The organism is Duganella violaceipulchra, assembly GCF_019166075.1.
In the GTDB taxonomy this organism is placed as follows: domain Bacteria; phylum Pseudomonadota; class Gammaproteobacteria; order Burkholderiales; family Burkholderiaceae_D; genus Rugamonas; species Rugamonas violaceipulchra.
This window is the reverse complement of sequence record NZ_JAHTGR010000005.1, coordinates 375,279-395,810: the sequence shown is the minus strand read 5'-3', so window position 1 is coordinate 395,810 and position 20,532 is coordinate 375,279. Positions and strand designations below refer to the sequence as shown.

Below are 20,532 nucleotides of genomic sequence, written 5' to 3'. Positions count from 1 at the left end.
GAGCTCTTTGAAGGGTCGTTCGAGACCAGGACGTTGATAGGTCAGGTGTGGAAGTGCAGTAATGCATTAAGCTAACTGATACTAATTGCCCGTACGGCTTGTCCCTATAACCTTAGCAGGTTATGGTGAATAAGAAGTACGTTGGAACGTTCGTTGATACAACTTCATTACCTAAAATATTTACTACATAAACGGTATAAATCGTTTATAATACTTCCTCCAGATTCTTGGCGGCGCTGAAGTTAAGCGACGCTAGTACAAGTCAATGCCTGATGACCATAGCAAGTTGGTACCACCCCTTCCCATCCCGAACAGGACCGTGAAACAACTCTGCGCCGATGATAGTGCTGCAACCAGTGTGAAAGTAGGTTATCGTCAGGCTAGTTATAAAGAGAAAAGCCCACCAGTGATCTGGTGGGCTTTTTTCGTTTGGAAGCCCACCCGTTCGGGAGAGCATTGCTCTCCCTCACCTTGGTGGGGTTTTTCGCATTTCCGGGTATTTTTTTTGTGACAAAAGAGGCATATAAGATACAAGCTAGATTTTGATCTGGGGAAACGAAAGGTGTACCATGTGTGCTTTCGTGCTTGCTTCATACCTCAATGAAAAATAAGACAGCTCCAACAATGCTGTACCGTGCTCTGGCGTCCGCCGGCATCGTGGTAAGCCTCTTCGCGCTTGCGCCTGCGCGCGCCGATGAGATGGCCGACGTTAGCAAGTTGGCCAAGGCCGGCAAGTTTGTCGAGGCATTGAACAAGACCAACGAATACCTGGGTAAGCACCCATCCGATCCGCAAATGCGTTTCATGAAGGGTGTGCTGCTGACTGAGCAAAACAAGTCGGATGAGGCGATCGCGGTGTTCACCAAACTCACCGAAGATTACAAAGACCTGCCGGAACCGTATAACAACCTGGCCGTGCTGTACGCGGCCAACGGCCAGTATGACAAGGCGCGCGTGTCGCTGGAAAAAGCGATCCGCACCAATCCGAGCTATATGACGGCGTATGAAAACCTGGGCGACGTCTACGGCAAGATGGCCAGCCAAGCCTACGACAAGGCGTTGGCGCTGGGGTCGAACAATGCGCCGCCGGCCAAGTCCAAGTTGACGCTGCTGCGGAACTTCTCCAGCAGCACCGGCGCCAAGTTCGGCGCGCCGGAGATCGCCGTGACAACGCCGGCATCCGCGCCTCAGCAAGTGGCTCCGGTGGCCGCTCCGCGCGCCACGGCCAATGCTGCGCCGCCGCTGATCTCGCAAATTCCTGCCGATACCGGCAAGCCGACGAGCTTGCAGCGCATACCTGCCTTGTCGGTCACGCCGCCGGCACCGACGCCGACGCCAGCGCCAGCAGTCAAAGTGGCTGCCGCGCCAGCGCCGGTTGCAGCCAAGCCGGTCGCGCCAGCACCTGTGCCGACGCCGGTTCCAGTCAAGCCTGCCACACCAGCGCCTGCACCGGTGTTAGCCAAGGTTGAACCGCCGAAGCCGGCGCCTGCCTCTGTGCCCGCGCCAGTCAAAGCAGCGCCGGTGGTGCTCGCCCAGGCTGAGCCGGCCAAGCCTGCCAAAGCGGAGCCGCCGAAACCGACCAAGGTGGAGCCGCCAAAACCTGCCAAGCCGGAACCGGAAAAGGCCGCCAAGCCGGATACTTCCGAGCGCGACGCGGTGCTGGCTCAGGTCCATGGCTGGGCCAAGGCCTGGACCACCCAGAATGTCGATTCCTACCTCGGCTACTACAGCCAGGAGTTTGAGCCGCCTAAAGGTTTGTCGCGCAAGGCCTGGGCCGAAGAGCGCCGTGCCCGCATCGAAGGCAAGGGCCGCATCCACGTCGAAGTGGGCGGACCGGAAGTGGTTGTGAACGGCAATACGGCTAAGGTGACCTTCCGCCAGACCTATGAATCGGACCGCCTCACCGCCAGAAGCCGGAAGACGCTCTTGCTGGTCAAAAATGGTGGAAAATGGCAGATTAAGCAGGAAGCCTCGGGTAGCTGATGTCACACTTTAGATTTTCGCAACGCTGGCGCGCCAGTGGGTTGCTTTGCGTCCTCCTCCTCAGCGTGTTGGGAGGGACGGCTAGTTACGCCGCAAAAAAGCCGGCGCGGGCGCCGGTCGTCCGTAAAGCCAATCCCGAAGAGCTACTGTCCGATATCTACAAAGAGCTGTCCCAGCACAACCTGCGTGTCGCCCAGCAAAAGGCCGACGCGCTGGTGGTCGCCTATCCGAATTTCCGCCTGGGCCACCTGGTCCGCGGCGACATCCTGCTGATGCATACCCGCGAAGTGGGCGTGCTGGGCGCGGCCGTGCCGGCGGGCGAAGCGTCCAAGCTGGCCGACCTGCGGCGCGAAGCGGCCGTGCGCATGCAGGCCGAGCCAGGGCGGCCGTCGTCGGCGCTGCTGCCGCGCGCGCTGATGCAGATGCGCAAGGACCAACGGCACGCGCTGATCGTCGACGCCAAGCATTCGCGCCTTTACCTGTACGAGAACCGCAACGACCAGATCCGCCTGTTGTCCGACTTCTACGTCAGCCAGGGCAAGCTGGGCATCAACAAGCTGAAGGAAGGCGATATGCGCACGCCGGTCGGCGTGTACTACATCATCGGCCACTTGCCGGGCGTGAAGCTGCCCGACATGTACGGCAAGGGCGCGTTGCCGCTCGACTATCCGAACGACTGGGACAAGGCGCAGGGCCGTAGCGGCTCGGGCATCTGGGTGCACGGCACGCCGCCGGAAACGTTCAGCCGTCCACCGCTGTCGACCGATGGCTGCGTGGTGGTCAGCAACGACGACCTGAACACGCTGACCCGCACGGTGGAAATCGGCAAGACGCCGATCCTGATCGGTGACCAGGTCGAGTTCGTCAGCAAGGAGCAGATGGAGCGTGACCTGCGGGTGGCCAGTTCGCTGGTGGAAGCCTGGCGGCGCGATGTCGAGAACCGCGACGACGCCGGCCTGCGCGCGCTGTATTCGCCGCGCTTCAAGTCGGCGGCGGACGAGGATGTGAATGCGTGGCTGGACAAGAACCGTTTCCTGCCTGGCGCCAAGAAGATCAGCGTGACCGTGAGCGAGCCGAGCTATTTCCGCCAGCCTAGCCAGGAAGAAGTCATCGTCAGCAATTTCACGCAGCAGATCGTGGTCGGCAAATACCGCCACGCGGTGCGCAAGAAACAGTACTGGGCCAAGGAAGGCAAGAGCTGGAAGATCGTCGCCGAATCGAACGTCTAAAAAACAATGGGGTCAAGTCTGACATTCGGACACGAGCTCTACCGTAGCAATCGCTACGGTAGAGCTCGTGTCCGAATGTCAGACTTGACCCCAGCTTGTTTTTCGATCAGAAGTGGTAAGCCGCTTTGATTTCGACGAAGTTCACGCCGGTGTTAGGCTTCTTGTAGCCGCCGTTCGAGAAGTGCTGGATCTTGCCGCCGATTTCCCAGTTGTTGTCGAACACGTAGCCGATGCCGATGTGGTCGCCGAACTGGAAGTGCGTCGATAAACGGTAGGTATCGTTATCGTACAGCTTGGACAGGCGGTGCACGCCGATGCCGCCTTCGTAGTAGATGCCCTTCTTGTTGTCATTCTCGAAGCGGAACACCGGCGTGAAGCCTACATCCCACAGGTGGGCGGTGTTGCCCGAAATATTCTGGTACTGGCTTTCCTTCCACAGGCCGGCGCTGGCTTCCCAGTAGCCGCTCAGGTGGGTGCCGTTCGATTGGAACCAGCGTGCGCTCCAGTCCTTGGCGGCGCTGAAGCGCACCATTTGTACCTTGGCGGCGTTGCCGTAGTCGATGGCCACGGAGTCGACCAGTTTGTCATCGGCGAACGCGCCCTGTGCGGCGATCAGTGCTACTGCTGCTGCAATCATTTGTTTCGCGAACATAGTATCCTTGCAATGTAAGTGCCATATCTCATATTTATACGGCTGGCTTGATTGTACCGGGGTTCGTGGAATAATTCCGGCGTGGCTATTTTTTTGATCATCTCAGGAGTTGGAATTGTCTACGCGAATTGCCTTTCTCGGTATCGGCTTGATGGGAGACCCGATGGTGCGGCGCCTGCTGGCGGCCGGCCATGCGGTGACGGTCTGGAACCGCACCTTCGCCAAGGCCGCGGCGCTGGCCGATGCCGGCGCGCACGCTGTCGCGGATCTGGCCGACGCGGTGCGCGACGCGGACCTCGTCATCTCCATGCTGGAGGCCGGCCCCATCGTCGGCGCCGTGATGCAGCAAGCCTTGCCGGCGCTGGCTCCACGCGTGCTGTGGGTGGACATGAGCTCGACCCGTCAATCGGAAGCGCAGGAGTTCCACGCGCTGCTGCTTGAGCAGGGCCGGCGCTTTGTCGATGCGCCGGTGTCCGGCGGTGTGGGCGGCGCGGCGGCCGGTACGCTGGCCATCATGGCCGGCGGCAGCGCGCAGGATTTCGCCGAACTGGAGACTGTGCTGGCGGCCATGGGCCGGCCGACGCTGGTGGGCCCGGCCGGCAGCGGCCAGGTGGCCAAGCTGTGCAATCAGCTGATCGTCGGCGCCACCATCAACATCGTGGCCGAGGCCTTGCTGCTGGCACAGGCGGCCGGCGCCGACCCGGCGGCGATGCGGGCGGCGATACGCGGCGGCTTCGCCGAGAGCAAGATCCTCGAGGTGCACGGCCAGCGCATGCTGGAGCGGAATTTTGTCGCCGGCGGCCAGGTGAAGACCCAGCTGAAAGACCAGCGCAACATCCTGGCGGCGGCACAGGCTGCGGGCATCACCTTGCCGGTGACGCAGCTGGTGACCGAGCGCTATCAGGCGCTGGTGGAGACGGTCCCGCAGGCCGACCATTCGGCCGCGCTGCTGGGACTGGAAGCCTTGAATCCCGGACAGCGCGTCGGCACCGCCCCGGACCGGCTGGCTTAAGCGAGCGGCAGGCTCTGCTCGGCCAGGCGCACCCAGAAGCTGGCGCCGATCGGCAGCAGGTGGTCGTTGAAGTCGTAGCTGCCGTTGTGCAGCACGCACGGGCCGAGGCCGTGGCCGCCGTCGCGGTGCTCGCCCTCGCCGTTGCCGATGAAGACGTAGCAGCCCGGCTTGGCCTGCAGGAAGAACGCGAAGTCTTCCGCGCCCATGGTCGGCTCGACCTGGTCATCGACCTGGTCCGCGCCCACCACCGACTTCATCACCTCCACCGCGAATTTGGTCTCGGCCGGATGGTTGACCAGCGGCGGATAATTGCGGCGAAACTTGAAGTCCACCTCGGCGCCGAAGGCGGCCGCCGTGTGCTGGGCGATCTCGCCCATGCGTTGCTCGATCATGTCCAGCACCGGCTGGGTGAAGGTGCGCACCGTGCCGACCAGCTCGGCTTCGTCGGGGATCACATTGGTGGCGCTGCCGGCGTGGATCTGTGTGATCGACAGCACGGCCGTATCCAGCGGACTCTTCTGGCGGCTGATGATGGTCTGCCAGCTCTGCGCGATCTGCACCGCCACCATCACCGGATCGATGCCCTTGTGCGGCTGGGCCGCGTGCGCGCCCTTGCCTTTGACGGTGACGTAGAACTCGTTACTGGAGGCCATCATCGGCCCCTCGACCACGCTCATCGTGCCGACCGGCGCGCCCGGCCAGTTGTGCATGCCGTAGATCGCGTCCATCGGGCATTGCTCGAACAGGCCGTCCTCGATCATGCGGCGCGCGCCGGCGCCGCCTTCCTCGGCCGGCTGGAAAATGAGGTAAACCGTTCCGTCGAAATTGCGGTGCTCGGCCAGGTGCTTGGCCGCGCCCAGCAGCATGGCGGTGTGGCCGTCGTGGCCGCAGGCGTGCATCTTGCCGGGGTGGCGCGAGGCGTGGGCGAAGGTGTTTACTTCCTGCATCGGCAGCGCGTCCATGTCGGCGCGCAGGCCGATGGCGCGCTTGGAGCTGCCGTGCTTGATGATGCCGACCACGCCGGTCAGGCCCAGGCCGCGGATCACGGGGATGCCCCATTCGCTCAGCTTGTCTGCGACGACTTCGGAGGTGCGTTTTTCTTCGTAGCACAGCTCGGGATGGGCGTGCAGGTCACGCCGGATTTGCTGTATTTCAGATTGAAATGCAATGATGGGATCAACTAGTTTCATCTGCTTCTCCAATATCGGGTTCGCTTGCCTTTTGGGCATCGAGAACAGCCATTGTAGCCCTTGTGGCGCAAACAAATCCAGAGTGGGGAGAATCGTTTACGATATGCCTTTGCCCCCACGTTTTTTGGATTTTCACATGACAACGACACAAGTCCGCGCGACCTGCCCGCACGACTGCCCCGACACCTGCGCGCTGCTGGTCACGGTGGAGGACGGCGTGGCCACCGCCGTCAAGGGCGACCCCGACCATCCGACCACGGCCGGCGTGCTGTGCACCAAGGTGGCCCGCTACACCGAGCGCACCTACCATGAGGACCGCCTGCTGCATCCGCTGCGCCGCGTCGGCAAAAAAGGCGAGGGCAAGTTCGAGCGCATCAGCTGGGACGAGGCGCTGGACACCATCGCCACCCGGCTCCAGGCGATCGCCGCGCGCGCACCGGAAGCGATCCTGCCGTACAGCTACTGCGGCACCATGGGGCTGGTGCAGGGCGAGTCGATGTCCTCCCGCTTCTTCAACCAAATCGGCGCGTCGCTGCTGGACCGCACCATTTGCGCGACGGCCGGCGCCACCGGCTACAAATACACCATCGGCGCCTCGATCGGGATTGACCTGGAGCAGTTCCAGAACGCCAAGCTGATCCTGATCTGGGGCGGCAATCCGATCGCCTCCAACCTGCACTTCTGGACCCGCGCGCAGGAAGCCAAGCGCAACGGCGCCAAGCTGATCGCCATCGATCCCTACCGCTCGCTGACGGCGGAGAAGTGCCACCAGCACATCGCGCTGCTGCCCGGCACCGACGCCGCGCTGGCGCTGGGCCTGATGCACGTGCTGATCGCCGAAGACCTGCTCGACCATGACTACATCGCGCAGCACACGCTCGGTTTCGAGCAACTGAAGCAGCGCGCGGCCGAATGGACGCCGGAGCGCACCGCCGAAACCTGCGGCATCAGCGTGGCCGAAGTGGTCGACCTGGCGCGGCTGTACGGCGGCATGGCGCGCGCCGGCGAGCCGGTGGCGATCCGCGCCAACTACGGCGTGCAGCGCGTGCGCGGCGGCGGCATGTCGGTGCGCAGCATCGCCTGCCTGCCGGCGCTGGTGGGCGCGTGGCGCCATGCGGCCGGCGGCATCCAGTTGTCGTCCAGCGGTTCCTTCCCGACCAACAAGGCGGCGCTGCAGCGGCCGGACCTGCTCAAGAGCCAGCCGCGCACCATCAACATGACCACCATCGGCGACGACCTGCTGCGCGCGACGTCGCCGCAGTTCGGGCCGGAAGTGGAGGCTGTGATCGTCTACAACGCCAACCCGCTGGCGATCGCGCCGGATTCGGGCAAGGTGATGGCCGGCTTCGCGCGCGAGGATTTGTTCACCGTGGTGCTGGAACACTTCCAGACCGACACCGTGGACTATGCCGACATCGTGCTACCGGCCACCACGCAGCTGGAACATGTCGACACCCACACCGCTTACGGCCACCTGTACATGATGGCCAACAACGCCGCCATCGCGCCGATGGGCGAGGCCAAGGCCAACACCGAAATCTTCCGCCTGCTGGCGGCGCGCATGGGCTTTGACGATCCCTGCTTCCAGGACAGCGACGACCAGCTGGCGGCCATGGCCTTCAATGCGCAGGACGTGCGCGCCGTCAACTTCGATTGGGAAGCGCTGAAGCAAAAGGGCTGGCAGAAACTCAACGTGCCCGACGCGCCGTTCGCGCACGGCGGCTTCCCCACGCCGTCCGGCAAGTGCGAGTTCTATTCCGCCGCGATGGCGGCCGACGGCCTCGATCCGCTGCCCGCCTACCTGCCGCCGTATGAATCGGTGGCCAGCAATCCCGAGCTGGCCAAGCGCTATCCGCTGGCGATGATTTCTCCGCCGGCGCGCAACTTCCTCAACTCCACCTTCGTCAACGTCAAGAGCCTGCGTTCGGCGGAGGGCGAGCCGCACCTGGACATCCACCCGGCCGACAGCGCGGCGCGCGGCATCGCCGACGGCGACATGGTGCGCATCTTCAATGACCGCGGCAGCTTCATCGCCAAGGCGCGCGTCACGGACAAGGCGCGCGCGGGCCTCGTTGTAGGCTTGTCAGTATGGTGGAAAAAACTAGGCCGGGATGGCAAGAACGCCAATGAGGTTACCAGCCAACAGTTGACTGATATGGGCCGCGCGCCAACTTTTTACGATACACTGGTACAAGTCGAAAGAGTCGCTGCTTGAAGGTAATGTATGCGCAACCTAGTCCGCCGAATTGTCCGCGCCAGATACTGGGTGGCGGCGGGCTGCGCAGCAATCTTGCTCGCTGGTTGCGCCCAATTCAAGTATTACATGCAAGCCGCCCAAGGCCAGTATGCGCTGTGGTCGGACGCCCGTCCGATTGAGGACTGGCTGGGCGATCCAGCCACCGACCCCCAACTCAAGGCCCGCCTGGAAAAAGCGTTGTTAATACGCCGCTTCGCCGTCAAGGAACTGGGCCTGCCCGACAACGCCAGCTACAAGAACTACGCCGCGCTGACGCGCCCCTTCGTGCTGTGGAACGTGGTGGCGACGCCGGAGCTGTCGCTGCGGCCGATCCAATGGTGCTTCCCGATCGCCGGCTGCGTCAGCTATCGCGGCTACTACAGCAAGGAAGACGCGATGGCCTACGCCGACGAGCTACGCAAGGAGAACGACGACGTCCAGGTCGGCGGCGTGCCGGCGTATTCCACGCTGGGCTGGTTCAGCGATCCGCTGCTGTCGACCTTCATCAACTATTCCGACGCCGAACTGGCGCGCATGGTATTCCACGAGCTGGCGCACCAGGTGGTCTACGTCCAGGGCGATTCGCAGTTCAACGAAGGCTTCGCGACGGCGGTGGAGGAGGCCGGCGTGGCGCGCTGGCTGGAGCTGTACGGCACCGATCCGATGCGCGAGGCCTACACCCGCTACAACGCGCGCCGCCAGGATTTCCTCGAACTGCTGGTGCGCCACCGCACGATGCTGGCCGACACCTACGCCGGCAAAACCAGCACCCGCCACAAGCGGGCCGAGAAGGCGCGCATCTTCGCCCACCTGAAAACCGAGTACCAAAAGCTGAAGGACAGCTGGGGCGGCTACGCCGGCTACGACCGCTGGTTTGCCGAGCCGCTGACCAACGCCCACCTCAGCGCTGTGGGAACTTACCACGATTATCTGCCCGCCTTCCGTTCCTTGTTAAAGCAAGAACGAACGTTCGTGCGATTTTATGGTGCAGTGCAAAAATTAGCTTCTCTTGATCTAGTTCAACGCCAGCAGCAGCTGCAGCAACTGGGCCGCCCGGTAATGCTCAACGCGGAGACCGCCAAGGAGCCGGCCATCGCGCTGGAAGGCACGCATTGATGTTGCGATGCAGCATAAAAAGCCGTTAGAAGCCGCGTTCAAATATGGTTAAATGCGCTTGCGTCTGAGCTTGCTGCCCGATAGCATCGTCATAAGTAGGCTCCGGAAGTTCGCATAGACGAATCCCCCGACCCTGAACCGGCACTGTGCGCCGGACCTTACAACGATAATCGAGACACGAGGCACAGGATGGAAAAAATCTGGTTGAAGTCGTACCCGCCCGGCATGCTGACGGAGATCGACACGAGCCAATACCGCTCGCTGGTGCAATTGATGGAAGAATCCTTCCACAAGTTCGCAGACCGCAACGCCTACGTCTGCATGGACAAATTCCTCACCTATGCCGAAGTGGACGCGTATTCCAAGCGCCTGGGCGCCTGGCTGCAAAGCCGCGGCATGAAGAAGGGCGCGCGGGTCGCCGTCATGATGCCCAACGTGCTGCAGTATCCGATCGCCATCGCCGCCATCCTGCGCGCCGGCTACACCGTGGTCAACATCAACCCGCTGTACACGCCGCGTGAACTGGAGCACCAGCTCAACGACTCGGGCACCGAAGCCATCCTGATCCTGGAAAATTTTGCGACCACGCTGGAGCAGGTGCTGGGCCGCACGCAGGTCAAGCACATCGTGGTGGCCAGCATGGGCGAGCTGCTCGGCGGCCTCAAGGGCGCGCTGGTCAACTTCGTGGTGCGCAGCATCAAGAAGATGGTGCCGGCGTTCTCGCTGCCGAACGCGGTGCGCTTCAAGGACGCGCTGTCGCAAGGCGGCCGCATGAAGCTGACGCCGGTGTCGCTGGAGCCCACCGATCCGGCCTTCCTGCAGTACACGGGCGGCACCACCGGCGTCTCCAAAGGCGCCACGCTGACGCACCGCAACCTGGTGGCCAACCTGCTGCAGAACGAGGCCTGGTCCAAGCCGGCGCTGGGCAATGTGACCGAGCAGATCACCATCGTTTGCGCGCTGCCGCTGTACCACATCTTCGCGCTGACCTGCTGCGCGATGTGGGGCACGCGCGTTGGCGCGCTCAATATCCTGATCCCGAATCCGCGCGATATCGGCGGCTTCATCAAGGAGCTGAGCAAGTACAAGTTCAACATGCTGCCGGCGGTGAACACGCTGTACAACGCGCTGTTGAACCATCCGGCGTTCGGCAGCCTGGACTTCTCGGCGCTGAAGATATGCAACGGCGGCGGCATGGCGGTACAGCAGGCCGTCAACGATAAATGGCTGAAGGTGACGGGCGTGTCCATCATCGAAGGCTATGGCTTGTCCGAGACGTCGCCGGTGGCTACCTGCAACCGCGCCGACAGCTCGGCCTTCACCGGCACCATCGGTTTGCCGGTGCCGTCGACCGACATCGCTATCCTCGATGACGACGGCAAGGAAGTGGCGCTGGGCCAGCCGGGCGAGATCGCGATCCGCGGTCCGCAAGTGATGGCCGGCTACTGGAACCGTCCGGACGAAACCGCCAAGGTCATGACGGCCGACGGTTATTTCAAATCCGGCGACGTCGGCGTGATGGACGCGAACGGCTTCGTGAAGATCGTCGACCGCAAGAAGGACATGATTTTGGTGTCCGGCTTCAACGTGTATCCGAACGAGCTAGAGGGCGTGATCGCGGCCCACCCGGGCGTACTGGAGTGCGCCTGCATCGGCGTGCCGGACGAACATTCGGGCGAGGCGGTCAAGATCTTCGTGGTGCGCCGCGATCCGAACCTGACGGTCGAGCAGTTGATGGCTTATTGCAAAGAACAATTTACCGGCTATAAAAAGCCAAAATATATCGAGTTCCGCGAGGAGCTGCCCAAAACCAACGTCGGGAAAATCCTGCGGCGCATGCTGCGCGATGAACCACCCGGCCAGAACAAGAAAGCTGCATAAGACATGGAAAAAATTTGGCTGAAGTCCTACCCCGAAGGCGTGCCCGCTGAAATCGACAGCACGCAGTACCGCTCGGTCACGCACCTGCTGGAAGAATCGTTCCGCAAGTTCGCCGACCGCAACGCCTACGTCTGCATGGACAAGTTCCTCACCTACGGCGAGCTCGACAAGCTGTCGCTGCAAATGGGCGCCTGGCTGCAAAGCAAGGGCCTGAAGCCGGGCGCGCGCGTGGCGATCATGCTGCCGAACGTGCTGCAATATCCGGTGGCGATGGCGGCCATCCTGCGCGCCGGCTACACGGTGGTCAACGTCAACCCGCTGTACACGCCGCGCGAGTTGCAGCACCAGCTGGTGGACTCCGGTTCGGAAGCGATCATCGTGCTGGAAAACTTCGCCACCACGGTGGAGCAGGTGCTGGCGCACACCCAGGTCAAGCACGTGATCGTCGCCACCATGGGCGACATGCTGGGCACGCTGAAGGGGACGCTGGTCAACTTCGTGGTCCGCAATGTCAAGAAGATGGTGCCGTCGTTCTCGCTGCCGAACGCGGTGTCGTTCAAGCAGGTGCTGGCCGAGGGTTCGCGCCTGACGCTCAATCCGGTCAAGCAGGGCCATGACGACATCGCCTTCCTGCAATACACCGGTGGCACCACCGGCGTGTCCAAGGGCGCCGTGCTGCTGCACCGTAACATCATCGCCAACGTGCTGCAGAACGAAGCCTGGCTGCAATTCAAGCCGCAGGCCGAGCAGCTGGTGTTTGTGTGCGCGCTGCCGCTGTACCACATCTACTCGCTGACCATCAGTTCCTTCATGGGCATGCGCATGGGGGGCATGAATCTGCTGGTGCCCAATCCGCGCGACATTCCCGGCTTCGTCAAGGAGCTGGCCAAGTACCGCGTGGCGGTGTTCCCCGCGGTGAACACGCTGTACAACGCGCTGCTCAACAATGCCGAGTTCGCCAAGCTGGACTTCTCGTCCTACTCGGTCTGCAACGGCGGCGGCATGGCCGTGCAGCAGGCCGTGGCCGACCGCTGGCTCAAGCTGACCGGCACGCCGATCATCGAAGGCTACGGCATGTCGGAAACCTCGCCGGTGGCCACCGCCAACCGGGTCGACATCAAGGAGTTCACCGGCACCATCGGCCTGCCGATTCCGTCGACCGAAGTGTGCATCCTGGACGACGACGGCAACGTGCTGCCGCTGGGCGCGACCGGCGAGATCGCCATCCGCGGCCCGCAGGTGATGGCCGGCTACTGGAACCGTCCGGACGAAACCGCCAAGTCGATGACGGCCGATGGCTTCTTCAAGACCGGCGACGTCGGCATCATGAACGAGCAGGGCTTCACCCGCATCGTCGACCGCAAGAAGGACATGATCATCGTGTCCGGCTTCAACGTGTATCCGAACGAAGTGGAAGGCGTGGTGGCCTCGCATCCGGGCGTGCTGGAAGTGGCGTGCATCGGCGTGCCGGACAAGAATTCCGGCGAAGCCGTCAAGCTGTTCGTGGTGCGCAAGGACCCGAACCTGACCGCCGAGCAGCTGCTGGACTTCTGCAAGCACGAGCTGACCGCGTACAAAAAGCCGAAGTACATCGAGTTCCGTGATGAGCTGCCGAAGACCAACGTCGGCAAGATCCTGCGCCGCCAGCTGCGCGACGAAAAAGTCGCAGCGTAACAAAAACAACCCGGGGGTCAAGTCTGACATTCGGACACGCGCTCTGCCGTAGCAGCGGGTACGGCAGAGCTCGTGTCCGAATGTCAGACTTGACCCCCGGCTGTTTGTTTATCCTAGTGGTGGTGTTCGAAACGCGGCCCTTTCTTGATGCAAGCGAGCCGTTTGTCCCTCATGGCGGCGGCCAGCCGCTGCCGCACCTCATGATCGTGATCGACATATCCTTCGACGTTGGCCTTGCGGGCGCAATCGGCCCAGTGCTGGTCGTCGACATCCTGCAGCCTTTCAAACTCGGCCAGTGACAGCACGACCACGGGATCGCGGTCGCCCTGCTCAACGACTATCGTCTGCGTCAGGGCCTGATGCAAATAGCTATCCAGCTCTTGCGCAATTTCACTCTCTGTTACTTTCAACATGTAGCGCCTCCATACGGTGATGGTCTAGCCAGTATAGGCGGTGCCGGCCCCGTTTCAAGCGCTAACCAGTCCGGGCCGGCCGTCGCGCACCAGGAAGCTGGCGATGGTCTTGATCGGGCTGGCTGGATTCTGGACATCGTCCAGGGCCAGGAACAGCGTCGTGGTGTCGGACGGCGTGATGTTGAGCAGCATGAAGCCGCGTTTGTCGCTGCGCCCGTACTTGATGCTGTGGTTGATGGCGACATACTGCTCGGTGCGCGCCTGCGGGCGCGACGGCGACGTCACCGAGGTGCCGACAAATTCCGTGGCGATGACGGGATTGGCGGCCGAACGCGGGCGCGCGGGATTGCGGTTGAGCTCGGCTGCGAAAAAGCTGTGGACGTCGCCGCCCAGTATCAGCGGGTTGCCGGCCTTGCTGGCGTGCAGCGCGTCGAACAGGCGCTGACGCGCGGCCGGGTAGCCGTCCCAACCGTCGGTCCAGAAGCGGCCGTCGGATTCATTGATGATAGGCACTTGGCTGTTCTGCGCCATCAGCGTTTGCTGGGCCAGGATGTTCCAGCGCGCCGTCGACGAGGCCAGGCCCAGCTCCAGCCAGCGCTGCTGTTCCGCGCCCAGCATGGTGCGGCCGGGATCGGCCAGCGCCGGGCAGTCGCGTTTGAGCACCGAGCTGGAGCCGCCGCGTCCGGCCGGCGTGCAGGCATGATGGGATCGGTACTGGCGGTCGTCCAGCACATGGAAGCGCGCCAGCCGGCCCCAGTCGTAGCGCTGGTACATGCGCAGCCTGGCGAAATCGGCTGGCGGCACGCGCAGCGGCATGTGTTCGTAGAAGGCTTGATAGGCCGCAGCGCGGCGGTCGAGGAAGTGCGGGTCGAGCCGCTCGTCGCGGTCGCCGCCGTAGTCGTTGGCCACTTCGTGATCGTCCCAGGTCACGATCCATGGCGCGGCAAGGTGGGCGGCCTGCAAATCGCGGTCGGTCTTGTACTGGGCGTAGCGGGCGCGGTAATCGGCCAGCGTGAAGCTCTCAGCGGTCCGTAGCGCCGTTTGCGGATGACGGAGCTGGTACGGCCCCCACTCGTAGATGTAATCGCCCAAGAAGGCCACCAGATCAGGCGCGGCGGCCGCGATGTGGCGGTGCGCGCCGTAGCTGCCGAACTCCCAGTGCTGGCATGAGGCGACCGCCAGCTTCAATTGGTCCGGCATGACGTTGGCGGCGGGCGCGGTGCGCGTGCGGCCGACGGGGCTGACGGCGTCGTCCAGCATGAAGCGGTACCAGTACCAGCGCGCCGGCGCCAGGCCGGCGACGTCGACATGCACGCTGTGCGCCAGCTCCGGCGCGGCGCTGGCCGCGCCCTTGGCGACGATGCGGCTGAAGCGCTCGTCCTCCGACACTTCCCAGCGCACGCTGAAGGCCAGCTGCGGCGTGGCGGCGGCATTGAGCGGATCGTGCAGGATGCGGGTCCAGATGATGACGGCGTCCGGCAGCGGCGAACCGGAGGCGACCCCGAGGCTGAACGGATAGGCGGTGCTGGCGCTGGCAGGCGCGGCGTGAATGGCGCCGGCGCCGCAGGAGGCGGCCAGCGCGGCCAGTGACGCAAGGCGGCTGGCGGTTTGGAGAAAGGCGCGGCGAGGCTGCTGCATGCCGCGCCGGATCAGGAACGGATCAGCGTTTCGATCGGCGGCACCTTGCGCGGCTTGCGCTCCGAATCGGTGGCGACGTAGGTCAGCGTGGCCTCGGTGACCTTGACGGTGCAGGCCTGCAGGCGATTGCGCTCGGCATACACCTCGACGTTGACGGTAATGGACGTATTGCCAACTTTGACAATATCAGCATAAAACGACAGCAGGTCGCCCACGAACACGGGGTTCTTGAACACGAAGGAGTTCACCGAGATGGTCGCCACGCGGCCGTTGGCGCGGCGGGTGGCCGGCAGCGAGCCGGCGATGTCGACCTGCGCCATGATCCAGCCGCCGAACACGTCGCCGTAGACGTTGGCGTCGGACGGCGCCGGCATCATGCGCAGTTCCGGCATCTTCCCGGCGGGCAGGCCGCGGTTGACGGTTTCGGCTTTGATGGTGGGGGGATTTTCGGGGGTGGTCATCGTGAATTCTCTTGAAGGGCTACAATTACCGGGATTGAACCATAAAAAGCCGACATCCGCCATGCGCCGCTACGCCAACACCCCGCCAGCCCCCGACACCAAAGCCACGCCAGCCGCCCCCCAGCGCAGCGACATGGCCACACTGAAAACACTCTTCCCTTACCTGTGGGTCTACAAATGGCGCGTACTGCTGGCGCTGGGTTGCCTGATCGGCGCCAAGCTGGCCAACGTCGGCGTGCCGGTCGTGATGAAGCGCCTGATCGACAGCCTGAGCATCTCGCCGTCGCATCCGCAGGCGCTGCTGGTGCTGCCGCTTGGCGCGCTGGTGGCCTACGGCGTGCTGCGCGTGTCGACCACCTTGTTCACCGAGCTGCGCGAGTTCCTGTTCGCGCGCGTGACGCAGCGCGCCGTGCGCACCATTGCGCTACAGGTGTTCCGGCATCTGCACGCGCTGTCGCTGCGCTTCCACCTGAACCGCCAGACCGGCGGCATGACGCGCGATATCGAACGCGGCACGCGCGCCGTCGGTTCGCTGATCTCCTACACGCTGTTCAATATCCTGCCGACGCTGGTGGAGATCACGCTGGTGCTGGGCTACCTCGTCACGCACTACGACATCTGGTTCTCGGTGATCACCTTCGTCGCGCTGGTGACGTACATCTCCTTCACCATCTTCGTCACCGACTGGCGCACGCACTTTCGCCGCACCATGAACGAACTGGATTCGAAGGCCAACACCAAGGCCATCGATTCGCTGATCAACTACGAGACCGTCAAATACTTCGGCAACGAGGACTATGAAGCGAAGCGCTACGACGAAGGCTTGCAACGCTACGAATCGGCCGCCGTCAAATCGCAGACCTCCCTGTCGCTGTTGAACACTGGGCAGTCGCTGATCATCGCCACCGCCGTCACGCTGATCCTGTGGCGCGCCACGCAAGGCGTCATCGACGGCAAGATGACGCTGGGCGACCTGGTGCTGGTGAACTCCTTCATGATCCAGCTGTACATACCGCTCAACTTCCTCGGCGTGATCTACCGCGAGATCAAGCAAAGCCTGGCCGACATGGAGAAGCTGTTCTCCCTGCTGGACCAGAATCGCGAAGTGGCCGATGCGCCGGATGCGCAGCCGCTGGTCACGCATGGCGCCCAGGTGCGCTTCAACCATGTGGACTTCAGCTACGAGTCCAAGCGCCAGATCCTGTTCGATGTGGACTTCACCATCGCGCCGGGCACCACGACGGCGGTGGTGGGCCACAGCGGCTCGGGCAAGTCGACCTTGTCGCGCCTGCTGTTCCGCTTCTACGAAGTCAACGCCGGCGGCATTACCATCGACGGCCAGGACCTGCGCGCGATCACGCAGGACACGCTGCGCCATGCGATCGGCATCGTGCCGCAGGATACGGTGCTGTTCAACGACACCATCGAATACAACATCGCCTATGGCCAGCCCGGCGCGACCAAGGAGCAGATCGTGGCGGCGGCGCGCGCGGCCTCGATTCATGACTTCATCGAGAGCCTGCCGGACGGCTACGCGACCATGGTCGGCGAGCGCGGTCTCAAACTCTCCGGCGGCGAGAAGCAGCGCGTGGCGATCGCCCGCACGCTGCTAAAGAATCCCGCCATCCTGATCTTCGACGAAGCCACGTCCGCTCTGGACTCCAAGGCCGAGCAGGCGATCCAGGCGCAGCTGAAGGAAATCGCCAAGAGCCGCACGACGATGGTGATCGCGCACCGCCTGTCCACGGTGGCGGACGCGCAGCAGATCCTGGTGCTGGACCACGGCCGCATCGTCGAACGCGGCACGCACCAGTCGCTGCTGGCGGCGGACGGCTTGTACGCGCAGATGTGGCAACGGCAGCAGGCCAGGGCCGATGAAGAATTGGCGTCGTCCCCCGACGACGTCGTGGATGCCGTCTAACTAAGGAAGCGACTATGAAGTCTCGTTTTGCGCTGGGTGCGGTAACTGTCTTGATGGCTTGTGTTCAAAATGCGTATGCCGACCCTACGGAACCGCAGTTCCGCGCCCTGTACAAGGAGCTGGTCGAAACCAATACCACGCTGTCGGCGGGCAGCTGCACGCTGGCTGCGGAGCGCATCGCCGCGCGACTGAAGACGGCGGGCTTTGCCGACTCGCAGCTGCACCTGTTCGCCGATCCTGCGCATCCGAAGGAGGGCGGGCTGGTGGCCGTCCTGCCGGGCAGCGATCCGAAGGCCAAAGCCATCCTGCTGCTGGCGCACATCGACGTGGTCGAAGCCAAGCGTGAAGACTGGGTGCGCGATCCGTTCACGCTGATCGAGGAAGACGGCAAGTTCTACGCGCGCGGCGCGCTGGACGACAAGGCGCAGGCGGCCATCTGGGCCGACACGCTGGTGCGCTTCAAGAACGAAGGCTACGTGCCGCGCCACACGCTGAAGATGGCGCTGACCTGCGGCGAGGAGACCGGCGGCGCTTTCAACGGCGCCGAGTGGCTGACCAAGAACCGCCGCGAATTGATCGACGCCGGCTTCGCCATCAACGAAGGCGCCGGCGGCGAGCTTGATGCGGCGGGCAAGCGCGTGTCGATGACGGTGCAGGCGGGCGAGAAGGTATCGCAGAACTATCGCCTGGAAGTGACCAATCGCGGCGGCCACAGTTCGCGTCCGCAAAAGGACAATGCGATCTACCACTTGGCCGGCGCGCTGAAGAAGATCGAAGGCTACACCTTCCCGATCCAGCTGGCCGATGGCAGCCGTGGCTACCTGACCGGCATGTCGAAGATTCAGGCGGCCGAAGGCCACAAGGACGTGGCGGCGGCAATGCTGGCGGTGGTGAAGAATCCGAAGGACACCAAGGCGGTGGCGCTGGTCTCCGGCCGCGACACCAGCTGGGGCGCGATGCTGCACACGACCTGCGTGGCGACCATGCTTGACGCGGGCCACGCCACCAACGCGCTGCCGCAGCGCGCACGCGCCAACATCAACTGCCGCATCTTCCCCGGCGTGACGCAGGAGACGGTGCGCGAGGCGCTGGTCAAGGCCATCAACGATCCGGCGGTGAAGGTGGATACGCTGGAAATCCGTGGCGAGAATTCGGCGCCGCCGGAACTGACGCGCGCCATCATGGAGCCGGTTGAAAAACTGACCGCGAAGATGTGGCCCGGCGTGCCGGTGCTGCCCATCCTGCAATCGGGCGCCACCGACGGCCAGTTCCTGAACGCGGCCGGCATTCCGACCTACGGCATCAGCGGCATCTTCCTGACGCCGGACCTGGGCAACATCCACGGCCTGAACGAATACATCGGCGTGCAGTCGCTGATGGAGGGCCGTAGCTTCCTGTACGACCTGGTGAAGGTCTACGCCGGCCAGAACTAAGCCAGCGCGCGGTACTGGAAGTCTCGCATGTGTACAGCGCCTTCGCCGGCGCTGTACACCGCCGGCTGCAGGCTGAGGAAGCCGCCGAAGACGTTGTGGTGCATGCCCGAGGTCTCCATCTGCCACGGGTGCTGTATCCATTTGCCGTCGTCCAGCGCGTAGAAGAACGTTACGATATGCCGGTCGTTCCTGACGCGGATGTGCACAGTGGAGGCCTTCACGGCTTCGCGCATCCAGCTCTGTTCGCGGGCGTACTGGTAGGTCAGCATGTGCGTCGCGCTGAAGCCGACGCCGACGAACATATGCTCGTTGTAGTGCAGTAGCAGGCCGCCATGGCCCGCGCCGCCGATTTCCAGCGTGACGGTGGCTTCGTAAACGTGGTCGCCGACGATGCAGGCCAGCGGCGAGCAGTCGGCCGGCGATGTGCCTTTGCCGGCGATGCTGACCGCCCCCTGTTCAAAACGCACGCGTTTCATTTCGTCCTGCCCCGGGTTGAAGAAGCACCATTGCACGCCGAATTTGTTCTTTGTGAAGTCGTCCGATTTGGCGAAGCCTGGCTGAACGGCGGTGCCTTTCTTCGGCATCGGCAGCGGCGACGACAGGTCGCCGCCCTTGGGCTTGAACCAGCCGTCCGCTGTCCATTCTATCGGTTCGAGCAGCGTCTGGCGGCCGAGGGTGCGGTAGCCGTTTTCGTAGCCGTGGTAGACCATCCACCAGTCGCCGGCCGGTCCTTCGACCAGCGTGGCGTGGCCGCGCGACCACCATCTCTCGTCGGCGCTCCTGGTGCGCACCAGCGGATTCTGGGGGCAGTTCTCCCACGGTCCGTGGATGGAGCGCGAACGGGCGGCGATCACCATGTGGCTGGTCGGCGGGCCGGAGGTGCCGCCGACCGCCAGCACCAGGTAGTACCAGCCATTGCGGCGCAACAGCTTCGGTCCTTCGGGGGCGAACATCTCCACCACCCAGTCGGACGGATAGCGCCACGGTTCATAGACCTTTTCGAGCGTGCCGACGGTGGCCAGGCCGTCGTCGGTCAGGCCGATGCGGCGCACGCCGTTGACGAACAGGTAGCGCTTGCCGTCCTCGCCGACCGCGTGGCCGGGATCGATGGCCTCGATGTGCAGGTCGATCGGGTCGCTCCACGGACCCCTGATGTTGTCGGCCCAGATGACGAAGATCGTGCCTTTGCCGTCCGGCGTAGCGGGGATGTAGATGAAGTAGCGGCCGTTGTGCTTGACGAGGTCCATGGCCCAGACGCTGCCGATCGGCTTGGTCAGCGCGGGGCCGATCGGCGCCCAGTTCACCAGGTCGCGCGAGTGCCAGAGGATGACGCCGGGGTAGGACAGGAAGGACGAAAACGTCATGTAGTAATCGTCGCCGTCCTTGAGGATGGTGGGATCGGGATGGTCGCCGGACAGGATGGGATTGAGGTAGGTGCCGTTGCCCAGGTCCGCCCTGCGCTGGCCTTCGATGCCGCGTCCCCATTTCGGCTCCGCCGCGTGGGTCAGTTGCGGAGCGATTGCTGCGCCGGCCAATATCGTTTTGAGCGCCGCGCGCCGGGATGAGGTCATGCCGTCTCCATCTGTGCAAAATGTGCGTAGATGGTGCATGAGCGCACCGGCCGGCGCAATTGCAAATCTCACCAAGTCAGGTAATGATTCCGCACAAGTGGGCAAGGCGGATTATGATGTGT

General features: G+C 63.4%; 15 protein-coding genes and 2 rRNA genes. 11 read left to right on the top strand and 6 right to left on the bottom strand.

Annotated elements, in window-relative coordinates; translation table 11 throughout:
• The 4 genes from KVP70_RS12610 to KVP70_RS12595 form a co-directional block, all read left to right on the top strand.
• Positions 1–106, top strand: a 23S ribosomal RNA gene (locus KVP70_RS12610); the annotation flags it as partial.
• A 162-nt stretch (positions 107–268) separates the two neighbouring features.
• Positions 269–381, top strand: a 5S ribosomal RNA gene (rrf, locus tag KVP70_RS12605).
• A 243-nt stretch (positions 382–624) separates the two neighbouring features.
• Positions 625–1,983: a L,D-transpeptidase Cds6 family protein gene (locus KVP70_RS12600; protein WP_217942557.1), complete on the top strand. Its 1,359-nt coding sequence runs from the start codon at positions 625–627 to the stop codon at positions 1,981–1,983.
• A gap of 65 nt (positions 1,984–2,048) precedes the next feature.
• Entirely contained in the window at positions 2,049–3,212 is a 1,164-nt protein-coding gene (locus KVP70_RS12595) for a L,D-transpeptidase family protein (protein ID WP_262311779.1), read from the top strand.
• A 106-nt stretch (positions 3,213–3,318) separates the two neighbouring features.
• Here the strand turns inward: KVP70_RS12595 and KVP70_RS12590 are convergent, their stop codons facing one another.
• Positions 3,319–3,864: an acyloxyacyl hydrolase gene (locus tag KVP70_RS12590; protein ID WP_217942555.1), complete on the bottom strand. Its 546-nt coding sequence runs from the start codon at positions 3,862–3,864 to the stop codon at positions 3,319–3,321.
• A 115-nt stretch (positions 3,865–3,979) separates the two neighbouring features.
• On the opposite strand from KVP70_RS12590, the gene KVP70_RS12585 reads away from it, so the two are divergent.
• Positions 3,980–4,876 carry an NAD(P)-dependent oxidoreductase gene (locus KVP70_RS12585; RefSeq protein WP_255575814.1) on the top strand — a complete coding sequence of 299 codons (897 nt, stop codon included), beginning with the start codon at positions 3,980–3,982 and terminating at the stop codon, positions 4,874–4,876.
• Here the strand turns inward: KVP70_RS12585 and KVP70_RS12580 are convergent.
• Positions 4,873–6,066: a M20 aminoacylase family protein gene (locus tag KVP70_RS12580; protein WP_217942553.1), complete on the bottom strand. Its 1,194-nt coding sequence runs from the start codon at positions 6,064–6,066 to the stop codon at positions 4,873–4,875. The genes KVP70_RS12585 and KVP70_RS12580 overlap by 4 nt on opposite strands.
• Positions 6,067–6,202: 136 nt before the next feature.
• On the opposite strand from KVP70_RS12580, the gene KVP70_RS12575 reads away from it, so the two are divergent.
• The 4 genes from KVP70_RS12575 to KVP70_RS12560 all read left to right on the top strand — a co-directional run bounded on the left by KVP70_RS12575 (position 6,203) and on the right by KVP70_RS12560 (position 12,973).
• Entirely contained in the window at positions 6,203–8,281 is a 2,079-nt protein-coding gene (locus KVP70_RS12575) for a molybdopterin-containing oxidoreductase family protein (RefSeq protein ID WP_217942552.1), read from the top strand.
• A gap of 9 nt (positions 8,282–8,290) precedes the next feature.
• The gene (locus KVP70_RS12570; protein ID WP_217942551.1) at positions 8,291–9,418 is read left to right on the top strand and encodes an aminopeptidase; all 1,128 of its coding nucleotides are present in this window, start codon (positions 8,291–8,293) and stop codon (positions 9,416–9,418) included.
• Positions 9,419–9,607: 189 nt separating this feature from the next.
• A complete protein-coding gene (locus tag KVP70_RS12565) occupies positions 9,608–11,299 on the top strand; it encodes a long-chain-fatty-acid--CoA ligase (RefSeq protein WP_217942550.1) in 1,692 nt (563 codons plus the stop codon).
• Positions 11,300–11,302: 3 nt separating this feature from the next.
• The gene (locus KVP70_RS12560; RefSeq protein ID WP_217942549.1) at positions 11,303–12,973 is read left to right on the top strand and encodes a long-chain fatty acid--CoA ligase; all 1,671 of its coding nucleotides are present in this window, start codon (positions 11,303–11,305) and stop codon (positions 12,971–12,973) included.
• A gap of 113 nt (positions 12,974–13,086) precedes the next feature.
• Here KVP70_RS12560 and KVP70_RS12555 read toward each other — a convergent pair whose 3' ends face one another.
• Genes KVP70_RS12555 through KVP70_RS12545 form a run of 3 tightly spaced genes read right to left on the bottom strand, consistent with a single transcriptional unit; the run spans position 13,087 to position 15,485 of the window.
• A complete protein-coding gene (locus KVP70_RS12555) occupies positions 13,087–13,386 on the bottom strand; it encodes a hypothetical protein (protein WP_217942548.1) in 300 nt (99 codons plus the stop codon).
• Between the two features lie 54 nt (positions 13,387–13,440).
• Positions 13,441–15,024, bottom strand: a complete 1,584-nt coding sequence (locus KVP70_RS12550) for an alkaline phosphatase D family protein (RefSeq protein ID WP_217942547.1) — start codon at positions 15,022–15,024, stop codon at positions 13,441–13,443.
• A gap of 11 nt (positions 15,025–15,035) precedes the next feature.
• Entirely contained in the window at positions 15,036–15,485 is a 450-nt protein-coding gene (locus KVP70_RS12545) for an acyl-CoA thioesterase (RefSeq protein ID WP_217942546.1), read from the bottom strand.
• 61 nt (positions 15,486–15,546) lie between these two features.
• On the opposite strand from KVP70_RS12545, the gene KVP70_RS12540 reads away from it, so the two are divergent.
• Together KVP70_RS12540 and KVP70_RS12535 are read left to right on the top strand one after the other, a co-directional pair.
• Positions 15,547–17,406, top strand: a complete 1,860-nt coding sequence (locus KVP70_RS12540) for an ABCB family ABC transporter ATP-binding protein/permease (RefSeq protein ID WP_217942545.1) — start codon at positions 15,547–15,549, stop codon at positions 17,404–17,406.
• Between the two features lie 14 nt (positions 17,407–17,420).
• On the top strand, positions 17,421–18,839 hold the full coding sequence (locus tag KVP70_RS12535; protein ID WP_217942544.1) for a M20/M25/M40 family metallo-hydrolase: 1,419 nt from the start codon (positions 17,421–17,423) through the stop codon (positions 18,837–18,839).
• Here KVP70_RS12535 and KVP70_RS12530 read toward each other — a convergent pair.
• Complete coding sequence (locus tag KVP70_RS12530; RefSeq protein ID WP_217942543.1) at positions 18,836–20,410, bottom strand: family 43 glycosylhydrolase; 1,575 nt, start codon at positions 20,408–20,410, stop codon at positions 18,836–18,838. The genes KVP70_RS12535 and KVP70_RS12530 overlap by 4 nt on opposite strands.
• Between the last annotated feature and the right edge of the window lie 122 nt (positions 20,411–20,532).

What these genes read in the sequence shown, in the direction of transcription:
- KVP70_RS12600 (WP_217942557.1), top strand. Translation starts at nt 625, where the DNA reads ATGCTGTACCGTGCTCTGGCGTCCGCCGGCATCGTGGTAAGCCTCTTC.
- KVP70_RS12590 (WP_217942555.1), bottom strand. Translation starts at nt 3,864, where the DNA reads ATGTTCGCGAAACAAATGATTGCAGCAGCAGTAGCACTGATCGCCGCA.
- KVP70_RS12580 (WP_217942553.1), bottom strand. Translation starts at nt 6,066, where the DNA reads ATGAAACTAGTTGATCCCATCATTGCATTTCAATCTGAAATACAGCAA.
- KVP70_RS12575 (WP_217942552.1), top strand. Translation starts at nt 6,203, where the DNA reads ATGACAACGACACAAGTCCGCGCGACCTGCCCGCACGACTGCCCCGAC.
- KVP70_RS12570 (WP_217942551.1), top strand. Translation starts at nt 8,291, where the DNA reads ATGCGCAACCTAGTCCGCCGAATTGTCCGCGCCAGATACTGGGTGGCG.
- KVP70_RS12565 (WP_217942550.1), top strand. Translation starts at nt 9,608, where the DNA reads ATGGAAAAAATCTGGTTGAAGTCGTACCCGCCCGGCATGCTGACGGAG.
- KVP70_RS12560 (WP_217942549.1), top strand. Translation starts at nt 11,303, where the DNA reads ATGGAAAAAATTTGGCTGAAGTCCTACCCCGAAGGCGTGCCCGCTGAA.
- KVP70_RS12555 (WP_217942548.1), bottom strand. Translation starts at nt 13,386, where the DNA reads ATGTTGAAAGTAACAGAGAGTGAAATTGCGCAAGAGCTGGATAGCTAT.
- KVP70_RS12550 (WP_217942547.1), bottom strand. Translation starts at nt 15,024, where the DNA reads ATGCAGCAGCCTCGCCGCGCCTTTCTCCAAACCGCCAGCCGCCTTGCG.
- KVP70_RS12545 (WP_217942546.1), bottom strand. Translation starts at nt 15,485, where the DNA reads ATGACCACCCCCGAAAATCCCCCCACCATCAAAGCCGAAACCGTCAAC.
- KVP70_RS12540 (WP_217942545.1), top strand. Translation starts at nt 15,547, where the DNA reads ATGCGCCGCTACGCCAACACCCCGCCAGCCCCCGACACCAAAGCCACG.
- KVP70_RS12535 (WP_217942544.1), top strand. Translation starts at nt 17,421, where the DNA reads ATGAAGTCTCGTTTTGCGCTGGGTGCGGTAACTGTCTTGATGGCTTGT.
- KVP70_RS12530 (WP_217942543.1), bottom strand. Translation starts at nt 20,410, where the DNA reads ATGACCTCATCCCGGCGCGCGGCGCTCAAAACGATATTGGCCGGCGCA.